Annotated in this window: 27 protein-coding genes and 1 tRNA gene; 12 read left to right on the plus strand and 16 right to left on the minus strand. The window is 32.6% G+C overall.

The window, feature by feature from the left end; translation table 11 throughout:
- Positions 1-44 precede the first annotated feature (44 nt).
- Entirely contained in the window at positions 45-1157 is a 1113-nt protein-coding gene (locus BM053_RS08390) for a glycosyltransferase family 2 protein (protein ID WP_091476266.1), read from the minus strand.
- Positions 1145-2071 carry a lysylphosphatidylglycerol synthase domain-containing protein gene (locus BM053_RS08395; RefSeq protein ID WP_091476269.1) on the minus strand — a complete coding sequence of 309 codons (927 nt, stop codon included), beginning with the start codon at positions 2069-2071 and terminating at the stop codon, positions 1145-1147. Before BM053_RS08395 ends, BM053_RS08390 begins: the two co-directional genes overlap by 13 nt.
- Positions 2072-2125: 54 nt before the next feature.
- Between BM053_RS08395 and ruvC the strand changes: the two genes are divergently transcribed.
- The 7 genes from ruvC to BM053_RS08430 are packed head-to-tail and all read left to right on the plus strand — an operon-like array spanning position 2126 to position 6598.
- On the plus strand, positions 2126-2680 hold the full coding sequence (gene ruvC / locus BM053_RS08400) for a crossover junction endodeoxyribonuclease RuvC (RefSeq protein WP_091476271.1): 555 nt from the start codon (positions 2126-2128) through the stop codon (positions 2678-2680).
- A gap of 2 nt (positions 2681-2682) precedes the next feature.
- Complete coding sequence (gene hemW, locus BM053_RS08405) at positions 2683-3816, plus strand: radical SAM family heme chaperone HemW (RefSeq protein WP_091476274.1); 1134 nt, start codon at positions 2683-2685, stop codon at positions 3814-3816.
- 50 nt (positions 3817-3866) lie between these two features.
- On the plus strand, positions 3867-4244 hold the full coding sequence (locus BM053_RS08410; protein ID WP_091476276.1) for a GxxExxY protein: 378 nt from the start codon (positions 3867-3869) through the stop codon (positions 4242-4244).
- A gap of 54 nt (positions 4245-4298) precedes the next feature.
- The gene (locus BM053_RS08415; protein WP_091476279.1) at positions 4299-5051 is read left to right on the plus strand and encodes a cyclase family protein; all 753 of its coding nucleotides are present in this window, start codon (positions 4299-4301) and stop codon (positions 5049-5051) included.
- A complete protein-coding gene (locus tag BM053_RS08420; protein ID WP_091476281.1) occupies positions 5048-5449 on the plus strand; it encodes a GNAT family N-acetyltransferase in 402 nt (133 codons plus the stop codon). The genes BM053_RS08415 and BM053_RS08420 overlap by 4 nt, the downstream gene beginning before the upstream one ends.
- A 4-nt stretch (positions 5450-5453) precedes the next feature.
- The gene (locus tag BM053_RS08425) at positions 5454-5819 is read left to right on the plus strand and encodes an MmcQ/YjbR family DNA-binding protein (protein WP_091476283.1); all 366 of its coding nucleotides are present in this window, start codon (positions 5454-5456) and stop codon (positions 5817-5819) included.
- Positions 5820-5875: 56 nt separating this feature from the next.
- Positions 5876-6598 carry a PH domain-containing protein gene (locus tag BM053_RS08430; RefSeq protein WP_091476285.1) on the plus strand — a complete coding sequence of 241 codons (723 nt, stop codon included), beginning with the start codon at positions 5876-5878 and terminating at the stop codon, positions 6596-6598.
- 58 nt (positions 6599-6656) lie between these two features.
- Here the strand turns inward: BM053_RS08430 and BM053_RS08435 are convergent, their stop codons facing one another.
- Complete coding sequence (locus BM053_RS08435) at positions 6657-7757, minus strand: DUF4407 domain-containing protein (RefSeq protein WP_091476288.1); 1101 nt, start codon at positions 7755-7757, stop codon at positions 6657-6659.
- A 250-nt stretch (positions 7758-8007) separates the two neighbouring features.
- On the opposite strand from BM053_RS08435, the gene BM053_RS08440 reads away from it, so the two are divergent.
- The gene (locus BM053_RS08440; protein ID WP_091476291.1) at positions 8008-8823 is read left to right on the plus strand and encodes a hypothetical protein; all 816 of its coding nucleotides are present in this window, start codon (positions 8008-8010) and stop codon (positions 8821-8823) included.
- A 50-nt stretch (positions 8824-8873) separates the two neighbouring features.
- On the opposite strand, the gene BM053_RS08445 is transcribed toward BM053_RS08440, so the two are convergent.
- Both BM053_RS08445 and BM053_RS08450 read right to left on the minus strand, forming a co-directional pair.
- The gene (locus tag BM053_RS08445) at positions 8874-9425 is read right to left on the minus strand and encodes a class I SAM-dependent methyltransferase (protein ID WP_091476294.1); all 552 of its coding nucleotides are present in this window, start codon (positions 9423-9425) and stop codon (positions 8874-8876) included.
- A gap of 12 nt (positions 9426-9437) precedes the next feature.
- The gene (locus tag BM053_RS08450; RefSeq protein WP_091476296.1) at positions 9438-10826 is read right to left on the minus strand and encodes a dipeptidase; all 1389 of its coding nucleotides are present in this window, start codon (positions 10824-10826) and stop codon (positions 9438-9440) included.
- A gap of 176 nt (positions 10827-11002) precedes the next feature.
- Between BM053_RS08450 and BM053_RS08455 the strand changes: the two genes are divergently transcribed.
- Positions 11003-11084, plus strand: a tRNA-Leu gene (locus BM053_RS08455).
- 80 nt (positions 11085-11164) lie between these two features.
- Here the strand turns inward: BM053_RS08455 and BM053_RS08460 are convergent.
- The 9 genes from BM053_RS08460 to BM053_RS08500 all read right to left on the minus strand — a co-directional run bounded on the left by BM053_RS08460 (position 11165) and on the right by BM053_RS08500 (position 19387).
- Entirely contained in the window at positions 11165-11779 is a 615-nt protein-coding gene (locus tag BM053_RS08460; RefSeq protein ID WP_091476299.1) for a hypothetical protein, read from the minus strand.
- Positions 11780-12057: 278 nt separating this feature from the next.
- Positions 12058-14250: a DNA/RNA helicase domain-containing protein gene (locus BM053_RS08465; RefSeq protein WP_091476302.1), complete on the minus strand. Its 2193-nt coding sequence runs from the start codon at positions 14248-14250 to the stop codon at positions 12058-12060.
- Complete coding sequence (locus BM053_RS08470) at positions 14247-14585, minus strand: nucleotide pyrophosphohydrolase (RefSeq protein WP_091476306.1); 339 nt, start codon at positions 14583-14585, stop codon at positions 14247-14249. Before BM053_RS08470 ends, BM053_RS08465 begins: the two co-directional genes overlap by 4 nt.
- Positions 14586-14849: 264 nt before the next feature.
- On the minus strand, positions 14850-16028 hold the full coding sequence (locus BM053_RS08475) for an acyl-CoA dehydrogenase family protein (RefSeq protein WP_091476309.1): 1179 nt from the start codon (positions 16026-16028) through the stop codon (positions 14850-14852).
- A gap of 103 nt (positions 16029-16131) precedes the next feature.
- Entirely contained in the window at positions 16132-16704 is a 573-nt protein-coding gene (gene gmk, locus BM053_RS08480; protein ID WP_091476312.1) for a guanylate kinase, read from the minus strand.
- A gap of 21 nt (positions 16705-16725) precedes the next feature.
- Positions 16726-17223: a MepB family protein gene (locus BM053_RS08485; RefSeq protein ID WP_091476316.1), complete on the minus strand. Its 498-nt coding sequence runs from the start codon at positions 17221-17223 to the stop codon at positions 16726-16728.
- A 14-nt stretch (positions 17224-17237) separates the two neighbouring features.
- Positions 17238-18098, minus strand: a complete 861-nt coding sequence (locus BM053_RS08490) for a YicC/YloC family endoribonuclease (protein ID WP_091476319.1) — start codon at positions 18096-18098, stop codon at positions 17238-17240.
- Between the two features lie 58 nt (positions 18099-18156).
- Complete coding sequence (locus tag BM053_RS08495; RefSeq protein WP_091476321.1) at positions 18157-19038, minus strand: DMT family transporter; 882 nt, start codon at positions 19036-19038, stop codon at positions 18157-18159.
- Positions 19031-19387, minus strand: coding sequence for an arsenate reductase family protein (locus BM053_RS08500; RefSeq protein WP_091476324.1), 357 nt, complete (start codon positions 19385-19387; stop codon positions 19031-19033). The genes BM053_RS08495 and BM053_RS08500 overlap by 8 nt, the downstream gene beginning before the upstream one ends.
- 123 nt (positions 19388-19510) lie before the next feature.
- Between BM053_RS08500 and BM053_RS08505 the strand changes: the two genes are divergently transcribed.
- The 3 genes from BM053_RS08505 (at position 19511) to BM053_RS08515 (ending at position 21707) form a co-directional block, all read left to right on the plus strand.
- Positions 19511-19948, plus strand: coding sequence for an acyl-CoA thioesterase (locus BM053_RS08505; protein WP_091476327.1), 438 nt, complete (start codon positions 19511-19513; stop codon positions 19946-19948).
- A gap of 9 nt (positions 19949-19957) precedes the next feature.
- Positions 19958-20413 carry a DinB family protein gene (locus BM053_RS08510; protein ID WP_091476331.1) on the plus strand — a complete coding sequence of 152 codons (456 nt, stop codon included), beginning with the start codon at positions 19958-19960 and terminating at the stop codon, positions 20411-20413.
- A 145-nt stretch (positions 20414-20558) separates the two neighbouring features.
- Positions 20559-21707, plus strand: coding sequence for a cystathionine gamma-synthase (locus BM053_RS08515; protein WP_091476334.1), 1149 nt, complete (start codon positions 20559-20561; stop codon positions 21705-21707).
- Positions 21708-21805: 98 nt separating this feature from the next.
- On the opposite strand, the gene BM053_RS08520 is transcribed toward BM053_RS08515, so the two are convergent.
- Both BM053_RS08520 and BM053_RS08525 read right to left on the minus strand, forming a co-directional pair.
- Positions 21806-22153 carry a toxin-antitoxin system YwqK family antitoxin gene (locus tag BM053_RS08520; RefSeq protein WP_091476337.1) on the minus strand — a complete coding sequence of 116 codons (348 nt, stop codon included), beginning with the start codon at positions 22151-22153 and terminating at the stop codon, positions 21806-21808.
- 221 nt (positions 22154-22374) lie between these two features.
- Complete coding sequence (locus BM053_RS08525) at positions 22375-23544, minus strand: hypothetical protein (protein ID WP_091476340.1); 1170 nt, start codon at positions 23542-23544, stop codon at positions 22375-22377.
- Positions 23545-23686 lie beyond the last annotated feature (142 nt).

Below are 23686 nucleotides of genomic sequence, written 5' to 3' on the forward strand. Positions count from 1 at the left end.
TGCCGTTTCCATCAGGGCTAGGGCATTCCGGTTTTTAGGAATATTTATTTTTTAAAACTTCTTCCCTTCCAACTATAACTTCCAAAAAAAGAATAAAATCCAACCGAAACACAAAACAATGGATATAACAAACTACCAAATAAAACGTAGTTTAAACGTGTTTTAAAAAAAGAACTGGTTTTATAAAGCAAAACGAAATCAACAAGAAATTTTGAGAATAGGAGTAACACAAAATAATCTGTATTAATCATCCCCAAGAGCAGAAAACAAAAGCTCAGAATCCAAAAAAGATTCATTACCAAAACAGAAATGCCCAATTGTTTGCTGTACAAACTATTATAATTTCCAGTTTTACTAGCCCAGCGAACTCTTTGGTTAAACAAATCTTTCCAAGTTTTTTCCGTTTTTGTTTGTACAATTGCCACTTCCGATTTTAAGAAATAAACATTGTTTCGGTCTTTCATAATTGCTTTTTGCAATAAGAAAACATCATCGCCACTCGCAACTTTATCATTTCCATCAAAACCATTTAGTTCGTGAAAAAATGTTTTTTGGTAGCAAAAGTTAGCGCCATTACACATAAATGCTTGTTTGTTTCCAAAACTTCCAATCGTTGTCCCTTGCAAACTCAAAAAATCTAATTGCTGAAAAGCATCTAAAAAACCATTCTTTTTTTTGTAAAAAACACCAGCAGCAATCATTTTAGGATTGTTTTTCTGGATAAATGCATCAAAGGTGGCGAGCCAATTGGGTTGAACCAAACAATCGGCATCGGTGGTAATAATCCAATCATTTTTCGCAATCGATATTGCCGTATTTATAGCGTCTTTTTTTGGAGAATTTGTTTTTCTAATATTGTCAATTAGCGTAATCTGAAGAAATCTAAAATCTAAAATCTGAAATCTAAAATCTGACTCATCATCAACTAAAATCACTTCAAACAAATCATTCGGATAATTTAATTTTTCGATTGACGACAAAAGCTTTGGCAAGTTTTCCTGCTCATTTCTAAACGGAATAATAATCGAAAATTTGGTTTTTGGCTTTAAATTTTCATTTTCAAAAGATTTCACTTTCGTAAATCCATAAATCAACCAAATGATATTCAGTAAATACCAAATCGTAATACAAACAAAAAGACAACTTACGATTTCCATTGTGGTTTGAAATTTAAAACATAAAAACTACCAATAATCACAGGAATTACCACATTTAGAAACCACATAAGTGTCGTTACAAAAACAACTATCCATTCGTTTACGCCCAATAAAGAGAAAAAATAAACGGCGACACTGCCTTTTACAGCAAAGTCTAAAAACTGAAAACTAGGCAGTGCTGAAGCCAAAAAGTAAACGGTTACAATGGTTGCCATTAGTGTAAAATAAGGCAAATGAACATCGAAAGCGATAAACAAAAAATAATATTGATGCGAAAATATAAGGTAACGAGCGATTCCCAACAAAGTGTTTTTTTGGTGAATGTTTTTCGGAATTTTGTTCAACTTTTCTATGAATTTCGAAACAGAATATCCTTTAATATCGATTTTTTTTGTAAAAAAAGCTACGCTCAAAAACCCAAAGGCTAGAGCCAAAATAACCAAAACCCAAAACGTATAACCTAAAAGCAAAAGACCAATTGTTCCTAAAATAACCGTCAAAATTAATTGTATTCCGTTGCAAAGAAGGTTAAGGAACACAATTTTTTTGGCTTTATTTTTTTCGAAATACAAAGTCTTTCCTGCATATTCTCCAATACCGTTTGGTGTAAAAATCCCAGCAGTAAGTGAAGCTAAAACTTGTTTAGTAGCTTCACCAATAGTAATTATTTTGAAAGAAGAAACTAAATTTTGCCATTTCAAAATTTCAAGAAAACGATTGGCAAAACTCAAAAATAATATAAAAAGGATTCCGCCAACAGATTGATTTTTTTTAAACAAAAAAATAAATTTATTCCAATCTAACTTGTCGTTGGTTGCTAATTGTTCATAAATAAAATAAAATGCGCCAACAACAATCAAAAGTTTGATGGCAAGTATGAGGAATTGTTTAGCTTTGTGAGAAATTGAAATCATTGGTGCAAAGAAACAAAACTTTGAACTTTAAACTTTAAACTTTCAAATAAAACATTGGCAAACGAACGTATCATATTAGGAATCGATCCAGGAACGACCATTATGGGTTTCGGACTCATAAAAGTCATTAATAAAAAAATGGAGTTTCTGCAACTCAACGAATTAATTCTAAGTAAATACGACAACCATTATCAGAAACTAAAAGTGATTTTCGAACGCACTATCGAATTAATCGACACACATAATCCTGACGAAATTGCTATTGAAGCACCGTTCTTTGGAAAAAATGTACAATCGATGCTCAAGTTAGGACGAGCGCAAGGAGTTGCTATGGCAGCAGGACTTTCTAGAGATATTCCCATTACCGAATACGAACCCAAGAAAATAAAAATGGCGATTACCGGGAACGGTAATGCCAGCAAAGAACAAGTGGCGAAAATGCTACAACAATTGTTAGGACTAAAAGAATTACCCAAAAATCTCGATAGTACCGATGGTTTGGCGGCAGCAGTTTGTCATTTTTTCAACTCTGGAAAAGTAGTTGGCACCACAAGTTATACAGGTTGGGACGCTTTTGTAAAGCAGAATGAAGAACGAGTAAAAAAATAATTTTGGCTGGAATTTACATACATATTCCTTTTTGCAAGCAAGCTTGTCATTATTGCGATTTTCATTTTTCGACTTCGTTGAAAAAGAAAGACGAAATGGTTTTGGCTATTGCCAAAGAAATCGCGATGCGCAAAAATGAGTTTGAAAATGAAACGGTAGAAACTATTTATTTCGGTGGCGGAACACCAAGTATTCTAGAAATTTCAGATTTAAAGTTTTTGATTGATGAAGTTTATAAGCATTATAATATTGCTGAAAATCCTGAAATTACCATCGAAGCCAATCCTGATGATTTGTCCGAAGAGCGAATTATCGAATTATCAAAAACACCAATAAATAGATTAAGCATAGGAATTCAATCTTTTTTTGAAGAAGATTTACAACTGATGAATCGGGCTCATAATTCGGAGGAAGCCAAAAAATGTTTAGAAATTGCTACACAATATTTCGATAATATTTCGGTCGATTTAATATACGGGACGCCAGGTATGAATAACGAAAGATGGTTGCAAAATATTCAAACTGCCTTAAATTTAAATATTCCACACATTTCGAGTTACGCTTTAACGATCGAACCCAAAACAGCTTTGCATAAATTTATTAAAGACGGAATTATTCCGCAACCTGATGATGCTGTGGCGCACGAGCAATTTTTAATTCTGGTTGATACTTTAGAAAAAAGTAAATTCATTCATTATGAGCTGTCTAATTTTGGGAAAGAAAATTATTTTTCCAGAAACAATTCGGCGTATTGGTTGGGCAAAAAATACATAGGAATTGGTCCGTCTGCGCACAGTTATGACGGAAAAAATCGCAGCTGGAATGTATCTAACAATGCTGTTTATTTAAAATCAATTTCTGAAAATCAATTGGCATTAGAAACCGAAACTTTGTCAGAAACTGACAGATACAACGAATATGTAATGACTGGTTTGCGCACTATTTGGGGCGTTTCTTTAAATAAACTTGAAAACGAATTTGGAGAGAAGTATCTCAAATATCTCATTCAAAATGCACAAAAACACTTAGATAACGGAAAACTTATTTTAGAAAATAATATTTTACGAACAACCAGAAAAGGAAAATTCTTTTGTGACGGAATTGCATCAGACTTATTTTGGTTAAATTTGGAGTAAGCTAACCGCAAAGTTCGCAAAGTTTTACGCCAGGAACGCAAAGGTAAATTATGACAGAAAACGAATTATCAAAAATTGTATTTGATTGTGCTTTGAAAGTGCATCAAAATTTAGGGCCTGGATTATTAGAAAGTGCTTATGAAGAGTGTTTGTTTTATGAAATTAAGAAAACTGGACTTCAAGTTGAAAAGCAAAAACCACTGCCTTTAATTTATGAAGAAGTAAAACTAGATGTTGGATATAGGCTTGATATTATAGTAGAAAACAAACTGATTTTAGAGATAAAATCTGTTGAAACTTTGAACGATATTCATTTTGCCCAATTGCTTACTTATTTGAAATTAACAAATTGTAAGTTAGGGTTGCTGATGAATTTTAATGTTACTTTAATAAAAAATGGTATAAGAAGAATAGTTAATAATCTATAAATATTGCTTAGCGAACTTTGCGTAAAACTTTGCGCTCTTTGCGGTTAAAAAAATATGAAAGCACTCATCAACAATCAAGAAATCGATTTATCAAAACCCATTGATATTTCCATTCCGTTAACCAATACGGACGAAAATCCTATCGCTTGGTATCTCGACAAACCCGAAATAGAACCTGTAAAAGTAGGCGATTGGATAGGAAAAGTTTCGGAAGGAAAATCATCGACAAATTTTAATAATATATCTTTTAATCCACACGGGCACGGAACACATACCGAGTGCTTAGGACACATTACGCGAGATTTTTATAGCATTAATCAGTGTTTGAAACAGTTTTTCTTTACTGCTGAATTGGTTTCGGTCGAACCAAAAAGTATCAATGGTGATTTGGTTATTACCAAAGAACAAATCGAAAATGCTTTAAATAATAAAACGCCAGAAGCAATTGTTATCCGAACATTACCCAATATAGAAGATAAAAAACACAAAAAATATTCACATACTAATCCGCCGTATTTGGCTGAAGATGCTGCGGTTTTTATTCGAGAAATCGGAATTCAACATTTGTTAATCGATTTGCCAAGTGTAGATCGGGAAGAAGACGAAGGAAAATTATTGGCACACAAAGCCTTTTGGAATGTAAAAAATGTCAATGATCTAAATGAAGATGCAAGACTAAATTGCACGATTACCGAACTGATTTTTGTAGACAATTCAATACTTGACGGAAGTTATATACTAAACCTACAGATTGCGTCGTTTGAGAATGATGCCAGTCCTAGTAAACCCATTTTGTATAAAACATGATTACCGTTTCTACCGATAAAAATAAACTAAATGTTCCGTTCCTTCAAAATTTTCTGAAAGACGTGTATTGGGCGGCAGGAAGAACAATTGAAGAAGTTCAAACCACGATTGATAGTTCTTTTTGCTTCGGAATTTATCTCGATGACAATCAAATAGGTTTCTGTCGAGTGATTACCGATTATGTTGTTTTTGCTTATGTTATGGATGTTTTTATAACTGAAGAACATCGAGGAAAAGGTTATTCGTCGATTCTTATAGAAAGCATGATGAATGAACCAAAGTTGAAAGAAGTCAAAATTTGGCGATTGGCAACTTCCGATGCACATTTTTTGTATAAAAAATTCGGATTCAATGCTTTGGCAACACCAGAAAAAATGATGGAAAAAATTATAAAATAGAAACATGAATATTCAACAATTATATGAATTTTGCCAATCTAAAAAAGGAGTTACCGAACATTTTCCTTTCGATGAAGATACATTGGTGTTTAAAGTTGGTGGGAAAATGTTTTGTTTGGCTTCATTGAAAGAATTTGAAAGTGGAAATCCTTCGTTGAATTTGAAATGTGATCCCGAAAAAGCACTCGAACTTCGGGCGGAATATGAAGCCATTAGTCCAGGTTATCACATGAGTAAAGTGCATTGGAATACTATTAGTTTGAATAAAGACGTTCCCAATAAAATGCTATACGAATTGATAAATCATTCATACGATTTGGTCTTTAAAAGTTTGACTAAAAAAATTCAAAACGAAATAAACGAATCTTAAGAAAAGGCATTACTTTTGATTCATATTTCAATAATTATAAAAATTATTAAAACAACATGATCGATAATTTAAAGAAAATACTAAACGAAGACCAAGATCCAAAAGCTATAGAAAAAATTACAGCAAAATTGGAATCTTTATTAATGAAAAACGAGGAAGTAGGTTACATTGGTGTGCAAAAAAAACCAGCGGTAACTATTTTTCCTGATAGTATCGTAATGACGAACAAGAGAATCATTATCTGCAAGCCTAAAAACCTAGGTTTGTCTATGGATTTCGTAGATTACGATTGGGACGATATTGCAGGTGCTTTTGTAAAAGAAAATATTTTAGGATCTGAATTTTCTTTTTCGACTAAAACAGAATTGGTTATTAGCATCGATTATATTCCTAAAAATCAAGCTCGAAAATTGCACACTTTTGCAAAAGAACAAATGGATTTGCTAAAAAATCCGGTTATTATTACTTCAATTGTTGAAGAAATTATCGAAGAAGAGCCTATTCCCGTTTTAGATACTATTCCTTACGAAGAAGAAATTATTGAAGAATTTGAAACGGAAGAAGTAACTAATTTTGCCGAAATTATGCCAGTAATTCCAACTTATTCTGAGCCGGTTCCTGAATCAGTAAACACAACTTCTACCGAGAAAACATTAGCGGATTTATCACAAGACGAATTGTTTGAAAAATTACAGAATTACAAAAAACTTCTCGATAACGGATTGATTCTTCAAGGAGAATATGATACATATAAAAAAGAGATTTTAGGTTATATGTAAAATAAATTATGCCTCATAAAAAAAGCCAAAAATTAAATTTTGGCTTTTTTTTATTGATTTACATCACGCTTTTCTGTTTTTCAACATAACTATCAGATTGTAGTTTCAATAGTTCGATAGCGCCTTTTTTCTTGTATTCATAAAGGTCTTTTTCTTCTTTTATATCGGCATAAATTTTATCATAAATCGAAGCGTCAGTTTGTTTTTGAAGATTTCGTTGGTGATTATTTTGTTCGATATGTGTTTTTAGCGCTGTTTCGTTATCTTCTAATTTGTAATCGTATTCTCCTTTTGGAGATAACATTTTAGCAATAATTGGAGAGGTTTCAATTGCTAAAAATAATAGCATAATAAAAAAGGAAGGAAGCCAAGGTAATTTTCCTAAGGCGTTTATTCGCGCCATCAAGCCATCAAAACTATCAATAATGGGTTGTGTTTCGGTTATTTTTTTGTCTAAATCAGCTTGCAGAATTTTTGCTTTTTTCTCTTTTTCGGCAATTTTTACTAAATTGGTTTTTTGTAAAGTATCCAATTCTTTTTTGGCTAAATCGTGTTTGGCAATTTTTTCTTTAAAAACAGGGCCTTTTCCTAGTTTTTTGGTGCCAGCAGTTCCTTCGGCTTCGGAAATATAGGTTTCGTAATAAGTATTTACCTCTTTTTCTTTCTTCGAAAGTTGAGATTTCAAACTATCTATTTCAGATTTGTTTTTTTCTAAATCGGATTTAAAATAATCAGATACCTGCTTTTTATTGGCCATAGCCAATTGGTTTTTTTCTTTAAGTAAAACGGTATTTATTTCCTTTTCGAAGATTTTAATTTCTAATGGTTTTGAAATTACGATGGCAATAATCATAGCCAAAATAATTCGCGGTGTTGCTTGCAAGAATTCGTTCCATAATCGGTCCCGTTTTCTAATGGTAGAAACGATAAATCGGTCGAGATTAAAAATAAGAAAAGCCCATACAATACCAAAAGAAACGGAAGGGTAAATACTGTCGAAAACAGTAAAAAGGGCATAACTACTGGCGATAAATGCCATGATTGCGGTAAAGAAAACCGTTGCCCCGATGCCCACATACTTGGTTTGTTCGCCTTCGGAACAAGAGGAAAGTAAATCCTCATCTGCGCCGGAGCACAGAATAAAAAAACGTTTTAACATGATTGATTTTGATTTGATTGATGATATACAAATTTAGCGCCAATTTTTTAATATTGTTATATTTAGATTAATATTTTTTTTAAGTTTTACACTTTAATTTTAAATTATTTAGTCTGTTAGATTAATTTAATTGACTGATTAGTAATATGTTAAAATTTATTTCATATATTTGTACTTGATTTCCTTCAAAATTAACCTCCTCAGATTTTAATTAAATTCCTACAAATTAAAAACGTTAATTTTTGAAATCATGAAAACAATTCATTACAGATTTTTAGCAGTGCTTTTCTTCTTTATGTGTAGTAATTCGGTCGTTTCTCAGATAGAAAAGATCTATTATTTGACCGCAACAACGATGCATAGGAATACCCAAAAGGATGATTTATCTCAAGACGAATGGAAGGCAATCGAGAAGGAATATTTTGATAAGGTTACAAACAAAAATGAACTTATTATAGGCTCAAATGTTGTCTCACACTATTTTACGGAAGATAATACTGAGATAATTTTTGTTACCTTATATGAAAATTGGTCTGCTATAGACAAATCTTGGATTCGTAATCAAGAATTAGAAAAATTGGCTTGGCCAGATGAGAAAAAACGAAAAGAGTTTTTTGAAAAACGAAGTAGTTTTTATGACAACCATCATTCGGACGAAATATATGAAACGATGGTAGGGTCAAAAAAGATGGGTAAAATAGCTGACAAAGAAATGATTTATTACGTTAGGAAAGGCAATTTTGCGTATCCAAAAGATGGTACAGAGAAAGAATTTGGGGATCTAAACAAACAATTTATCGATGCCGTTACAAATAAAAACGATTTTATTAAAGCCTATTATCCGTACAGACATGCTTGGGGCTCTAATAGTACTGACTTTATTGAAGTTTATGTTGTCGATAATCTTGGAGATATAGAAAAAGCATTTGCCAAAGACGATGAATTGTTTAAAGCACAATGGAAAGACGAGAAATCAAGAGATGAATTTGACAAAAAAATGAATAAATATTTCTCTAAAATTCATTCCGATTATATTTATCGCTCGGTTGTTGGTTTACAGAAATAAAAATAAATTGGGTGTGGTTTTATTTGCCACACCCAAATATTTAGCTTGTTTTATTTACTACAATCAAATATAAATGCTGGAGGAAGATTCAAAAAGGTAAAATTAATATTCACCTTTCTGTAAATAGATTTTAGTTTCGACAAAGCATTTAATGAATATTGAAATTGAATGAACTTCCCTTTTTCCGACAGTACTTCGAATGAATTTTTCAGAATCACATCGACCACTTGATCCGGAATCATAGCAAATGGAAGCGAAGAAATCACGTAATCTGCTTTCTTTTGATGGTTAATATCTAAATAATGTTCTATTTTTTCGGCACTGTCATTAATAACAACTAATCTCTTGTCTTCAATTTTTGTTAACTCTTCGTAAAATGAAGTATTGATTTCGAATGCTAATAATATAGCATTCGAATTCATTTTTTCTAATAATTTATGGGTAAAAATCCCAGTTCCAGCGCCGTATTCAACAATGCAATTTGCAGTATCAAAATGGATAGGTTTCAGCATTTTTTCGGCAAGAAAAGAGGAACTTGGTGACAAAGCACCAATAGTTCCTCCTGATTTGAAAACTTCTGAGATAAACTTTTTTTTGCTCAAAGTATTTTGTGATTATTTGCTTAATTCTACAAAATACTTGTAAAATAACGGAATGGTTTCAATTCCTTTTAGGTAGTTAAAAATTCCGAAATGTTCGTTTGGTGAGTGAATTGCATCGCTATCTAAACCAAATCCCATCAGTATTGTTTTGCTTTTTAGTTCTTTTTCGAACAAGGCTACAATCGGAATACTTCCACCAGAACGAACAGGAATGGCAGGAACTCCAAAAGTTTCGGTGTAAGCCATATTTGCGGCTTTGTAACCAATACTATCGATAGGAGTAACGTAACCTTGACCACCGTGATGCGGTTTTACTTTGACAGTAACACCTGACGGAGCAATGCTTTCGAAATGTTTGGTAAATAATTCTGTAATATGCTCCCAATCCTGATTAGGAACCAATCGCATCGATATTTTTGCAAAAGCTTGGCTTGCAATAACGGTTTTTGCACCTTCGCCTGTGTATCCGCCCCAAATTCCGTTTACGTCTAATGTTGGTCGGATAGAGTTTCTTTCGTTAGTGACATAACCTTTTTCTCCATAAATGTCGTTTAGGTCAAGTGCTTTCTTATAATTATCTAAATTGAATGGTGCTTTTGCCATTTCAGCTCTTTCTTCTAATGATAATTCTTCTACATTATCATAGAAACCAGGAATAGTAATATGGTTATTTTCATCATGAAGCGAAGCAATCATTTTTGCTAAAACATTGATAGGATTAGCCACTGCGCCACCATATAATCCAGAGTGCAAATCTCTGTTTGGACCTGTAACTTCTACTTCAACGTAACTTAATCCGCGCAAACCTGTTGTGATAGATGGTTGTTGGTTAGAAATCATTCCAGTATCTGAAATTAGAATAACATCGCAAGACAATTTTTCTTGGTTGCGCTCTACGAACCAACTTAAACTTTTTGAACCAACTTCTTCTTCACCTTCAATCATAAATTTGACATTGCAAGGCAAATTATTGTTAGCAATCATGTATTCGAAAGCCTTAACGTGCATATACATTTGTCCTTTGTCATCGCAAGATCCACGAGCAAAAATAGCACCTTCAGGATGAATATCGGTTGTTTTAATTACTGGTTCAAAAGGAGGCGATGTCCACAATTCGATAGGATCGGCTGGTTGCACATCATAATGTCCGTAAACTAAAACAGTTGGTAAATTTTCATCGATAATGTGTTCTCCAAAAACGATTGGATAACCTGGTGTTTCGCAAATTTCGACAAACTGGCAACCTGCTTTTTCGAGGCTTATTTTTACAGCTTCAGAAGTTCTAATAACATCTTTAGAATAAGCTGCGTCAGCACTTACAGAAGGGATCTTTAATAATTCGATTAATTCGTCTATGAAACGTTGTTTATTTTCTTGTACGTATTGTTTTATAGTATTCATTCTTTATTAATTGAAATTGGAGATTTAAAATTAAAATTCTAAAAATCAATGATTTAAATATTATGATTTATGTTGGGGATTGATTTTTAATATTATCTATCAAAAATACAATAAAAAAATTCATAATTCATAATCTATAATTCAAAATTATGTTTATATTTGCACTCACAAATTTCGCGGATATGGTGAAATTGGTAGACATGCCAGACTTAGGATCTGGTGCCGCAAGGCGTGTAGGTTCGAGTCCTATTATCCGCACAAAAAAAGCTTCTCAATTTGAGAAGCTTTTTTGTTTTGCAACCCTCGCAAAATTACAAAACCCTGAGAGGGTTAAAGGTCTAAATTTCAATTATCAAATCATTAATTTCATTCGTGTTTTGTTGCTGATTGTGATAGTAAATAAAATTCTCTTGATCACCAAATAATGCAACTACTTCATTTCTTTTTAGCATAGTTGGTTTGTTGGAAACTATTGTTTCATAAGACGACCAAGGATATAAATTCATTTGTTTAACAAAGCCGTGATGAACAGGATTGTTATGGATATAAAAAATGAGTTGTTGAAAATATTTTTCTGAGGTAACTAATTTGCGTTCAAAGTTTTTTTCGAACAAACTTCCCGTTCTATGGTGTCGTTTGTTGATAGCTTGAGTATAGGAATTAAAAAAATGCGAAAATTGTCTCGATGCTTCAATAACCTTAGGTTTTTCGGTAGTGCTGTAAGTTAGTTCACTCTCTATAATTTCGGATTTATCTTTTATTCTTACTAAGATATGAAAATGATTTTTTAGCAAACACCAAGCGTACGTTTCGGCAATAGGCTCGATATATTTCGCGTACAAACGTAGAAAATGGTAATAGTTTTCGGTTTCTAAAAACACATCTATTCCGTTATTTCCTCTATTGTATATGTGGTAATAGCTTCCGTGAGTAAGAGGAACTTTTGCTTCCATTTTGGTTTTTTTTAGTTTTAACTTTTTGAACTTCCTCAACCCTCGCAGGGTTTAAAACCCTGCGAGGGCTAATTTTCCCAACGGGTTCTAATTTTCTACAATTTTTATTTCATCTGGTGTTAACCCATACAACTCATAAACCATCGCATCAATAGCTTTGTCAGTGGTGGTTATTTGGGTTTTTATTGCCTTTAGTTTCGTGGCTTCGGTGGTAAAATACTCTTCCCACTCCGCTTCTTGTTGTAACGATAGTTTTATTTTTTGGTTGCCTAATTTTTTTATAAAATACGCTCAAAAATCCCAACAACCTTCAAACTGCTCAATTCATCTTCTTCCAATTCAATTGCTACATATTCTAAATCATTTGACAATGGTTTTAAAGTAATCGACTGATGACTCCATAAATCATTTTCAACATCTTTTTTACTATGATATTCTTTCACAGTATAGCCAGAACCAAAATCTGCGTCTTGAATCGCTGTACTTTCAACCAATACGATTTTGCCTTCTCTTGAACCTCCAAAATCCTTTTTAAACAAACAATAAGAGCCATTTGGAATGATTTTATTCATAGACTCTCCAATCACTTGACAGACAAAATAACCTTCTTTCGCACTTACACTAAAAGGCAATTCAATCCAATCAAAATCAGAATGAATTTGTAAATTACTAAAATTTCCCGCAGCAGCAGTTATATCTACTAGAGGAACGGAATTAACGTAAGGCTTGACTTCTTCAAAAGGTAAAATTCTAAAAGGTATTTCCTTTTTGTAAGTTTCTATATTTTCTTTTAAATAATCGCGAAGTTCTTTATTACAGGCATAGATAAAGGTTCCTTTAATACCTCTATACATGATAGTTTTATAAATATTGATTATATACGCCTTGAGGTCATCTTTATTAGGAATTCCCTTTTTTCCATTTTGGTCAAAATAAAGTTTAGGATCTATTTCTATTTTTCCAGTCGACTTATTATAATTAATTTCTCTACCAAAAATAACTCCAGTATAATTTAAATCATATCCTTGTGTAGTATGAATACAGCCAATTTCTTTGAAAGCGTTGGGTGAATTAATCCAATCTTTATCCGTTTGATTCCACTGGAATTGCAATCCTTCTATTTCAATATCAATAGCATCTTTATTAATTTTAGATGCCCATGGCCATGAATAACCAGCTACTAACCTACTTAATCCATTTTGCTCTTCTCTTTCTCCTAATTCATTATATAAATCTTGTAGGGAATCAAAGATTAATAATTCATAACCTTTAATTTTAAAAATAGTCGTTGCATTTCTTGTCACATGAAGCAGTTGGTCTACAAAAGAAATATAATTAGTACCACCGAGCACTCGCATTTGGGAAGTCAATTGAAGTTTTAATGTGTTGTAATCTCCCAATAATTCATCAAAATGATTTTCATTAATATCCGATGGTTTAACTGATTGTGCTGAATCATAAAAGAAAATCTGATTTTTACTGTTGGCAAGAATCCAATCCAATTCATTACCAGTATCATCTAAACCTAGTTTTTGATTGTTTTTTCGGAAAGCTCCCATCCAACTGATATTTTTATATTGTCGTAATCTATGGGATTCATCCACAATCAATAAATCATATTTTTGATTTAATTTAAAGGTTTCCGATGGATTAATAATCATAGAAGATTTTAATCCTGGTATTTTTTTAAAAACGGCTTGCAATGACTCTCTTAAAGACGTCATCGCGATAACCAATCCAATTTTAGCATTAGGATATTTGGATTGAAATGTCCTGATATAGTTTATTTCTTTTAATTCATCGTCATTAAATTCTTCTAAAATAGAATCTGAAACATCAGAATACAATAACTTTATTAAATACGTTGCGAGTATTGTTTTGCCAGTACCTGCACTTCCTTTAATAAATATCCGATTGGATTCTTTTGCACACAATCCATCCAGAATATCAAGTACAGAGGCATATTGGTCTTCATTAAGGGATTTATAAGGAGAGTATTTAAAGAGTTCAGAATTTTCAATTTCTGAAAGTGACTTACTGACAATTTTCTTATCAATAAGTTGATTCCATATTTCTTTAAAAAGGTCTTTGTATAAATCTTGTTGATAATAATTATGATTGATTAGCCCATAATTCCCATTTTGAAGCTGATAAGTTCCTTCTGAAGTGATGTATTGTATTAAATTAGATTCAATATCTAAAGTCGCTGATTTGTTGAATTTATCACTCCCGATAATTGATATTTTATTAAAAACACTGGCTTTTTTTGGATTAGCTAAATGATTTTTAATTCTACTGGAAGCATTTGTCGATTCACCTACATAAGCAACTCGTTCAGTATCATTTTGAATAAAATAAACCAAAGGCCATTGGTTTCTTACCCAAGTATTTTGTTCTATTTTATGTAATGAGTCTTTATTAAAGTCATATTGTTCCGAAACTTCTATAGATAATTCGAACGATACACTCATAATTCGTTGTATTTTTTAGCAGTTCCTTTGGCTTTATCAACCGGATATTTGAGTGCGTTATTTTTAATTTTCTCAGAAATAATGTCAAAGACATCTAAATTATGTTTTTCGGCAAGTAAAAAAGAAAAAGAAAGTATATCAGCAAGTTCTTCTTTTAAACGGTCTTTATTAATATTTTCAACCTCTTCTTCTTTTTTCCATAAAAAAAGTTCGTTTAATTCCGCAGCTTCAATAGATATTGCTAATGCTAAGTTTTTAGAATCATGAAACTGTTCCCACTCTCTATCATTTCTAAATTGAATTAGTTCCTCAACTACTTTACTATATTTATCCATACTTAAATAACTTCTATTATATGATTCCCAAACTTACCAATAAAAAAACTCCTACACAATCACTAAATTCAGTTAGATTACTGCACCAATCTACTTCGTGTCTTGCGATGATAAAAACACATTGTTCCACAACAATTATAAAAAGTTGAGGAACAATAGAATGATAGATTGTATAATTATAATAAATTTCAATTCTGAAAAAGTTGTGGCAAAATAAAAACCCAACTGAAAAGTTGGGTTTTTATTTTAATGTATTTTTTTATCTTATTTGAAAGCTGCAATTCCAGTAATATCCATACCTGTAATTAGTAAGTGAATATCGTGAGTTCCTTCATAAGTAATTACAGATTCTAAATTCATCATGTGACGCATGATTGAATATTCTCCAGTAATTCCCATTCCGCCTAACATTTGACGTGCTTCACGAGCAATATGTATTGCCATGTCTACGTTGTTTCTTTTTGCCATCGAGATTTGTGCAGAAGTTGCTCTTCCTTCATTTCTCAAAACTCCAAGTCTCCAAGTTAGTAATTGTGCTTTGGTGATTTCGGTAATCATTTCAGCTAATTTCTTTTGTTGCAATTGTGTTCCAGCAATTGGTTTGTCAAACTGAATACGCTCTTTTGCATAACGCAAAGCCGTATCATAACAATCCATAGCAGCTCCAATTGCTCCCCAAGCGATTCCGTAACGCGCTGAATCAAGACAACCAAGTGGCGCTCCTAATCCAGATTTGTTAGGTAATAAGTTGGTTTTAGGAACTTTTACATTGTCAAAAATTAATTCTCCAGTCGAAGAAGCTCTTAGTGACCATTTGTTATGTGTTTCTGGAGTGGTAAACCCTTCCATTCCTCTTTCTACGATTAATCCGTGAATTCTTCCTGTTTCGTCTTTTGCCCAAACTACTGCAATATCAGCAAATGGTGCATTCGAAATCCACATTTTAGCACCGTTCAATAAATAATGGTCGCCCATGTCTTTAAAGTTGGTAATCATGCTTCCTGGATCAGATCCGTAGTTTGGTTCTGTCAATCCGAAACAACCAATGAATTCTCCGGTAGCTAATTTTGGTAAAAAACGCATTCTTTGTTCTTCGTTTCCGTATTTCCAAATTGGATACATCACTAAAGAAGATTGTACTGATGAAGTAGAACGAACACCTGAATCACCACGCTCAATTTCTTGCATGATTAATCCGTAAGAAATTTGGTCTAATCCAGCACCGCCATATTCTACAGGAATATATGGTCCAAAACCACCAATTTCCGCCAAACCTTTTACAAGTTGTTTTGGAAATTCTGCTTTTTGAGCATATTCTTCAATAATTGGAGATACTTCTTTCTTAACCCATGCACGAGCTGAGTCACGCACTAATTTATGTTCGTCAGACAATAAGTCGTCTAATAAGTAATAATCAGGAGATTGGAATAAATCTGGTTTCATTTTAATGGTTTTTTAAATCGATGCAAATTTACAAAAACAAATATGACAAATCAATGAAGAAATGTTATAAATTTTAATTTGCCAATGGATAGTTTTTGAGGTATTAATTATTCAGAAAAGCTTTAACCAATTCATAAGCATCTACTTTTGCGACATCTAAATCATAATTTTTGATGATTTTGTCAAATTGTGGAGCTGTTGCTAGTTCGACCGATGCTTTTGCAATACGCATATTTATTTTTTCTTCGCTTTCGGTAGAGCGTTTTTTGAGACGAATTTTCAACTCATCAATACTTGGTGGTTTCACAAAAACGGCTAATGTTTCTTCTTGAAATTTTGATTTTATTCGCAATCCGCCAGAAACATCAATATCAAAAATCACATTTTTTCCTTTTGCCCAAATTCGTTCGACTTCGCTTTTTAGTGTTCCGTAAAAATTATCACGGTATACTTCTTCCCATTCTACAAATTCCTCGGCTTTGATGTGTTTTTTGAAATCTTCGAGCGAAATAAAATAATAATCTTTTCCGTTTACTTCTTCGCCTCTGGCTTCACGAGTCGTACAAGAAACAGAAAATTCTAAGTTTAAATCTTCTTGTTTTAATAAATGCCTAACTATGGTTGTTTTTCCAGAGCCTGACGGGGCTGAGAATACGAGTAATTTGCCTTTGTTCATTGTATGTTTTTTATTTACGGTCTATTGAAAATAAAGTGTTTTAGCTTGATTAATATTTATTATTTTATCAAAAGGAATTTCTAAAAAATAAGCCAATTGCCATTTTTGCGTTTTTTGAGCCTGTTTGTTTTCTGTTTTATCCCAAGGAGGATAAACTCGAATGGCTCTCTTTCCTTCTTTTTTGTCTGAGACAATTCCTTTTTCTATTAAAACTGATTTTGGAAACACGAATTGACCAAATCGTTTTTCTGTTTTTACATTTATTACAAATAAATCAATAGTATCAGTAATTTCGAAAGGTTCAATAGGATCTTTATCTTTTTTTCGTTTCCATAAAGTTACAAATTGACCAACTTTAGTTGGCGTAATTTTTGCTTGACGAAACAAAACTTTTAGATTATTAATCTCAAATCGATGTGCAGAGTATTCTGAACTTTCTTTTTCGATTTCAATATTTGATAATTCAAAACTGCATTGATCGTAAAGTGAGTTTTTGGTATCAATTAAAATTGAATTCATATAAATCTATTTATCTAAAGAACGTTTAAAACCTGTTCTTTAATTTTTTCCAACTCATCTTTCATCATTACCACCAATTTTTGCATTCCAGCATGGTTAGATTTTGAACCTAATGTATTTATTTCTCTTCCCATTTCTTGGGTAATGAATCCTAATTTTCTTCCGTTAGCTTCGCTCCCAGCAATAGTTTCCAAAAAGTAATCTAAATGGTTGTTTAGACGAACTCTTTCTTCGGTTACATCTAGCTTTTCTAAATAATAAATGAGTTCTTGCTCGAATCTGTTTTCATCAACATTTACTTTTAGTTCGGTAATTGCTGTTTGTAATTTGTCTTTTATGTTTTGAATTCTTTCTGGATCTAATGCAATAGCATCGCTTAAATACTGGCGAATATTAGCTATTCGTAACGAGAATTCTTTTTCTAAAGATAATCCTTCCGCTTGACGAAAATTTAATATGTTATTTAATGCTTCAACGATTACTTTCTGAATTTCTTTCCACTCGTTTTCGTCTATTTCGTCACGTTCTGTTTTTAATGCATCAGGCATTCTGACTGCCATTTTCATTAGTTCAGTTTCATCAGCATCAGCTAAAATAGCACGCATTTGACTAATATATGCTTTTACGATTGGAGCATTTACTTTGGTCGATGTTTCTTCGCCAGTCACTTCGATAAATAACGAAAAATCGATTTTTCCTCGTTCTAATTGTTGTGCGATTTGGTTGCGTAAACCCAATTCCATCTCACGGTACACTGATGGCATTCTTGTATTTAAATCTAAACCTTTACTGTTTAAAGATTTTACTTCGACTGTTATTTTTTTTGTTGGTAATTGCAAAGAAGCTTTCCCAAAACCGGTCATGGATTGTATCATATATAAAATTGTAATAGCTACAAATGTATTGAAAATTTAGGATTTTAGGATTTAGGATTTAGGATTTCTTCTGAGTTACGAGATAAACGCCCGAAAAAATCAATATTGCAGAACCTATTTTTATTGCATTCAATTCGTCTTTTCCTAAACCAATGGCAAAAATTGTTGCGAATAAAGGTTGTAAATAAATGAAAACGGCAACTGTTGTAGGTTTGAGTTCTTTCATAGAAAGTAAATTCAATAAATAAGTCAAGAAAGTTGAAAATATCACGACAAAACCTATTTTCCAAAAAATGTCAATAGGAACATTCGACCAATTTACAGCTTGGAATTCATTGAATCCGAAAGGTAAAACCATTAAATAACCAAACAGATAAATCCATTTTACAAACGAGAAAGCGCTGTATTTATCCATTAATTTTTTAACGATAATCAGATAAAATCCGTAAGAAACAGCGTTGATAAAAACCAATAAATTTCCCAAACCTGCTTTTGGGGCATTATTCATCGATTTTCCGTACAAAATGAGAAATAATGTTCCTGCTAATCCTAAGATAATACCTAGAATTTTTCTGGTTTTCATTCTTTCTTTTATCAAAACAGCAGACAAAACTAACACAATCATGGGCGTTGTAACCATGATTACGGCTCCCATAATGGGCGATGTGTAACTTAATCCTTTAAAAAAAGTAAGCATGTTGAGTGCCACGCCAAAAAATGCAGCGGCTATAATTCTAGGGAAATCCCCTTTTTCGATTTTTTCTGTTTTAATAAACAAAGAAATTATCCAAAAAAGTAAGGTTGTACCGCCAACTCGAAGTAAAATAAAGCCAAAAGCATCTATGTATTTTGGCATAACATCTTTAGCAATCGTAAAGGTTACACCGTATATTATAGAGACAATTGTTGCGCCAATAAGCGCGAGATTTCTTTTAGACACTTGTCATGGCTTTCGTTAACTTCAGAATGTTGGGTTGTGTGTTTCCAATGTAAATTTCATTATTAAGAATAACGACTGGGCGACTCAAAAAGGTGTAATGTTCCAAAAGATATTTTTTATAATCAGCTTCGGTTAGATTTTTGTTTTTCAAATCCATCGATTTGTATAATTGGGCTTTCTTACTGAAAAGTGCTTCATAACTTCCCGAAAGTTGGTACATTTCTTCTAAATCTGCTTCCGAAATTGGATTCTGACGAATATCTATGTAAGTTAATTTATTCGCATTAGGTAAAGTTTTTATAATTTTTCGGCACGTGTCGCAAGAAGCGAGATAATATATTTTGTCCATTATTTGGGTTTTTATCAATTTCATTTGCAAAAATACGGTTTTAGTCAAAATAGATTCAATTTAAATGCAATCGAAGTACAGATATTAATTTTTCTCAGTATTTTTGAATAAACTTTACAAGCAATGAGTGTTTTTACAAAAGAAATTTCCATTCGGTGGTCGGATTTAGACCCGAATTTTCATATGCGTCATAGTGTGTTTTACGATTTTGGTGCCCAGCATCGTATTGAGATTCTGGAACAACAGGGTTTAACGATGAAAATCATGCAACAACAACATTTTGGTCCAATAATCTTTCGAGAAGAATGTGTTTTTCGAAAAGAAATTCGTTTGGGCGATACGATTTTAATCAGTACCAAAGTCGGAAAACTGAAAGAGGATGCTTCCCGATGGACCATCATTCACGAGTTAAGGAATGGTGAAGGAGCAATTTGCGCAATTTTAACTATTGATGGAGCTTGGATGGACACGAAATTGAGAAAATTGGCGCAGCCGACACCGGAAATTGTTCAGCAGGTCATGAATTCATTTCCAAAAACCGAAGATTTTATAATTTTATAAATAAAACCCATGCAATCAACTTTTGAAATTAACAAAACCAGTAGAAACCTATTATTACAGTTTCTAGAAAACCATTCTTTAGCACAATTAAATAAAATCCCAGAAGGATTTGCCAACAATATTATTTGGAATATTGGTCATATCGTAACCGTACAGCAAATGTTGGTTTACAAATTGTCTGGATTAGGTATGATGATTTCGGACGAAATGGTCGATACTTACAAAAAAGGAACAAAACCAGAAAGAGAAATTAAGCAAGAAGAAGTAGATGAAATAAAAAAACTGTTATTTTCAACTTTAGAACAAACAAAAGAAGATTTTGCAAACGACATTTTCGATGAATATATGGAATTCACAACAGGCGTAGGTTTTACCATCAAAAACGCAAAATCCGCAGTAGAATTTAATAATTACCACGAAGCATTGCATACAGGAATCATGATGCAGATTAAGAAATTTATTTAGGAGCTATTCCTGCTATCCGTTGCAATCTTTTATTTTTTAAAGAAAAAAACAAAAGGATTTCCACTGCTATCAGGGCTAAAAAATCGTTAAACTTCATAATTTTCCTAAGAATAAAAAGTAAATTTGCCATTCAAAAATTAATAAGATGAAATTCAATACAAAAGTTATACACGGTGGTCAGCACCACGATCCGAGCACAGGAGCAGTAATGCCACCAGTTTATCAAACATCAACCTTTGTGCAAACCAGTCCGGGACAACCATTAAATCCAGATTACGAATATTCTCGTGCCGCAAATCCAACAAGATCTGCGCTAGAAAACGCTTTAGCAAGTATCGAAAACGGAACACGTGGTTTGGCTTTTTCGTCAGGATTAGCCGCTACCGATTGTGTTTTACGTTCGTTTAAAGCGGGTGACGAAATCATCGCAATGGACGATCTTTATGGCGGAACGTACAGAATGTTTACACGTATTTATGCAAATTCAGGAATCAAATTTCATTTTGTAGATATGAATGATTTGGCAAAATTCGAATCATTAATCAACGAAAACACAAAATTAGTTTGGGTAGAAACACCAACTAATCCACTGATGAAAATTGCTGATATTGCCGAAATAGCAAAAATCACAAAAAAACATAAAATTCTTTTTGCAGTCGATAATACTTTTGCAACACCATATTTGCAAAAACCGTTAGATTTAGGAGCGGATATCGTAATGCATTCGGCAACAAAATATTTAGGAGGACATTCAGATGTTATTGCGGGAGCATTAATCGTCAAGGATGAAGAATTAGGAAGTCAATTGCATTTTCAGCAATTTGCAACAGGCGCAACACTTGGGCCAATGGACAGTTTCTTGGTTCTTAGAGGAATAAAAACATTACATCTTCGTGTGCAACGTCATTGCGAAAATGGAACAAAAATTGCAGAATTTTTGTTGAATCATCCAAAAATTGAAAAAGTATATTATCCAGGTTTGCCTTCGCATCCGTACCACGAGGTTGCTAAAAAGCAAATGATTGGTGGTTTTGGTGGTATGGTAACTTTTACTTTCAAATCAGGTAAAAAAGAAGATGCGATTTCGTTTTTAGAAAAAGTAAAAGTCTTTACATTGGCCGAATCTCTTGGTGGTGTTGAATCATTGGCTAATCATCCAGCATTGATGACACACGCTTCAATCCCAGAAGATAAGAGAAAAGAAATAGGAATTACGGACGATTTAGTAAGACTAAGCGTAGGAGTAGAAGATGCGGAAGATTTAATTGAAGATTTAAAACAAGCATTGTTGTAAATATTCTATTTGTAAATTAAAAATGCCGAGATTGAAAAATCTCGGCATTTTTGAATAAATAACCTTTTCAATTAGAAAAGATAGATTTGGTATTTTATTTAGTTTCTTTGAACTAAGGATTCTTTAGCCCATTTTTTTACTTCGGCAACACGGTTGTCAGAGTAATCAACTTCGCTTAATGTGTTTTGATTCCAAAAAAACCATTTGCCAGTTTTTACACCATTGTTATATTCACCTTGTGCTAATTTCTCGCCAACTTCTGAAAATGAAATCCATTTTCCTTGAACTTTACCATCTTTGTAAAATCCTACTTGCTTTATCTGACCATTCTCATAGAAAGAAGTAGCTTTTATCAAGTTCCCTTCAATTTCATATTTTGGTTCAATTTCTTGAGCAAAAATTACTCCTGATAAAATCAACGCACTCATTATCATATACTTTTTCATAGCTTATGTCTTTAAGGTTAAACAAATTACATTACGAATGTATTGAATAAGTTTACAATAAAAAAACATTTGCTTAACAATTTAGTAACATTGATAAAAACTTAACATTGGAAATGCTTTTTTAAGACGAATTTGCTAAATAAAAGCTTTAGTATTTAAGTTTATTGCAAAAAAAACCTGCTCAATTTGAGCAGGTTTAGGAATATTTATTTTGTGTTTTCTTATTGAATCAAGTTTACACCACTTACAACAGTCCAAGCCCCAGTTGCAATTGAGGCGCCACCTACTGTAGTACTAATTGTGTAGTTTGCTGGAGCAAATGATGGACTAACTGTACCAGCTCCAGCATATTGAGAAGTACCATCGTTAATTTTTACATTAAGTAATTTAATCTTGCTGCTATTTACTTGATCAGTATTTGTAGTTGCATCTTGAATACGTACAGCTGTAGCTCCTGCTGTTGTATATCCTGAGATTACTATATTAGTAAATTCTCCGTTTCCTTGTTTTTTAAATTGTATGGCATCATATTCGGCTGCTGATGTACCACCTTCAGTAACTGTTCCTGCCGCTCTTTTTAGTGTAATGTTTGACACTACTGGATAGAATGCATTGTTAACTGATTTTGCTTCGATTTCCATACCAAAATTTCCTGTTCCTACTTGGTAAGCGTACCAGTTTGTACTGTTTTGACCTTTCCAGCCATCTTGCCAGTCAAAAGAGTCATCAGAATTTCCGTAAGAAATAGAGTTTTTCAAACTTACTGTTCCTCCGTAAAATTCGTAACCATCATCAGCTCCTTTATAAGAAACTAGATTTTCTAATACAGTACCAGAACCTACAGAGTAAAATGAGAAACCATTCATTTCGCTTGTTCCATCAGTAATTTTTTTACCAGCATACTCAACTCGAACATATTTTAAAGAACCACCATTATGTGTGTCATTTGTACCGCCATAAGGCAAAGCTAATCCGTCTTCGGAAGTTGCAGTTGTAACACCAGCTGCTCCTACAATTGGGGCGTCTCCATACATGATAATTCCTCCCCAAGATCCAGGTGTGCTTGAAACTTCGGTACATATAATCGGCTCGGCAGCAGTACCATTCATAATTAATTTACCTCCATTTAATACAACGAGTGCATCAACACCGCTTGTAACATCGGCAGTAATGGTAGATCCAGCATCGAAAGTTAGTGTTACTCCATTTTGAATTTTTACAATACCTTTTAGAGTATAACTTCCTTTTATAAATGTTTTGCTTGTAGTTTGGTCTCCTGTAATTTCTCCGCTACCTGCTGGAGTTATTGGAGTAACAGTTTCATCATCACTTGATGTGCAACCTGTAAAGATTAAGCTTAAAAAAGCTAAACTAAATACTAATTTTTTCATTGTTGTGTTGTTTTAATTTATCTGGTACAAATTTATGTTCAAGCTTTTTAATTTGTGTTATGGTAGTATTATAGTATGGTTATTATATAAAAAAGCAATTGTAAATAGAATGTTAATTGAAATAGTAAAAGCGGCCGAAACG

Source organism: Flavobacterium swingsii (assembly GCF_900111965.1).
Lineage (GTDB): Bacteria > Bacteroidota > Bacteroidia > Flavobacteriales > Flavobacteriaceae > Flavobacterium > Flavobacterium swingsii.

Excerpts from the sequence above, each read along its gene's own strand:
- BM053_RS08435 (WP_091476288.1), bottom strand. The coding sequence starts at position 7,757 with ATGTTAAAACGTTTTTTTATTCTGTGCTCCGGCGCAGATGAGGATTTA.
- BM053_RS08415 (WP_091476279.1), top strand. The coding sequence starts at position 4,299 with ATGAAAGCACTCATCAACAATCAAGAAATCGATTTATCAAAACCCATT.
- BM053_RS08470 (WP_091476306.1), bottom strand. The coding sequence starts at position 14,585 with ATGGATAAATATAGTAAAGTAGTTGAGGAACTAATTCAATTTAGAAAT.
- BM053_RS08505 (WP_091476327.1), top strand. The coding sequence starts at position 19,511 with ATGAGTGTTTTTACAAAAGAAATTTCCATTCGGTGGTCGGATTTAGAC.
- BM053_RS08430 (WP_091476285.1), top strand. The coding sequence starts at position 5,876 with ATGATCGATAATTTAAAGAAAATACTAAACGAAGACCAAGATCCAAAA.
- BM053_RS08410 (WP_091476276.1), top strand. The coding sequence starts at position 3,867 with ATGACAGAAAACGAATTATCAAAAATTGTATTTGATTGTGCTTTGAAA.
- BM053_RS08500 (WP_091476324.1), bottom strand. The coding sequence starts at position 19,387 with ATGGACAAAATATATTATCTCGCTTCTTGCGACACGTGCCGAAAAATT.
- BM053_RS08515 (WP_091476334.1), top strand. The coding sequence starts at position 20,559 with ATGAAATTCAATACAAAAGTTATACACGGTGGTCAGCACCACGATCCG.
- BM053_RS08420 (WP_091476281.1), top strand. The coding sequence starts at position 5,048 with ATGATTACCGTTTCTACCGATAAAAATAAACTAAATGTTCCGTTCCTT.
- BM053_RS08520 (WP_091476337.1), bottom strand. The coding sequence starts at position 22,153 with ATGAAAAAGTATATGATAATGAGTGCGTTGATTTTATCAGGAGTAATT.
- BM053_RS08425 (WP_091476283.1), top strand. The coding sequence starts at position 5,454 with ATGAATATTCAACAATTATATGAATTTTGCCAATCTAAAAAAGGAGTT.
- BM053_RS08395 (WP_091476269.1), bottom strand. The coding sequence starts at position 2,071 with ATGATTTCAATTTCTCACAAAGCTAAACAATTCCTCATACTTGCCATC.
- BM053_RS08490 (WP_091476319.1), bottom strand. The coding sequence starts at position 18,098 with ATGATACAATCCATGACCGGTTTTGGGAAAGCTTCTTTGCAATTACCA.
- BM053_RS08525 (WP_091476340.1), bottom strand. The coding sequence starts at position 23,544 with ATGAAAAAATTAGTATTTAGTTTAGCTTTTTTAAGCTTAATCTTTACA.
- BM053_RS08390 (WP_091476266.1), bottom strand. The coding sequence starts at position 1,157 with ATGGAAATCGTAAGTTGTCTTTTTGTTTGTATTACGATTTGGTATTTA.
- BM053_RS08475 (WP_091476309.1), bottom strand. The coding sequence starts at position 16,028 with ATGAAACCAGATTTATTCCAATCTCCTGATTATTACTTATTAGACGAC.
- gmk (WP_091476312.1), bottom strand. The coding sequence starts at position 16,704 with ATGAACAAAGGCAAATTACTCGTATTCTCAGCCCCGTCAGGCTCTGGA.
- BM053_RS08510 (WP_091476331.1), top strand. The coding sequence starts at position 19,958 with ATGCAATCAACTTTTGAAATTAACAAAACCAGTAGAAACCTATTATTA.
- BM053_RS08465 (WP_091476302.1), bottom strand. The coding sequence starts at position 14,250 with ATGAGTGTATCGTTCGAATTATCTATAGAAGTTTCGGAACAATATGAC.
- BM053_RS08440 (WP_091476291.1), top strand. The coding sequence starts at position 8,008 with ATGAAAACAATTCATTACAGATTTTTAGCAGTGCTTTTCTTCTTTATG.
- BM053_RS08450 (WP_091476296.1), bottom strand. The coding sequence starts at position 10,826 with ATGAATACTATAAAACAATACGTACAAGAAAATAAACAACGTTTCATA.
- BM053_RS08460 (WP_091476299.1), bottom strand. The coding sequence starts at position 11,779 with ATGGAAGCAAAAGTTCCTCTTACTCACGGAAGCTATTACCACATATAC.
- BM053_RS08485 (WP_091476316.1), bottom strand. The coding sequence starts at position 17,223 with ATGAATTCAATTTTAATTGATACCAAAAACTCACTTTACGATCAATGC.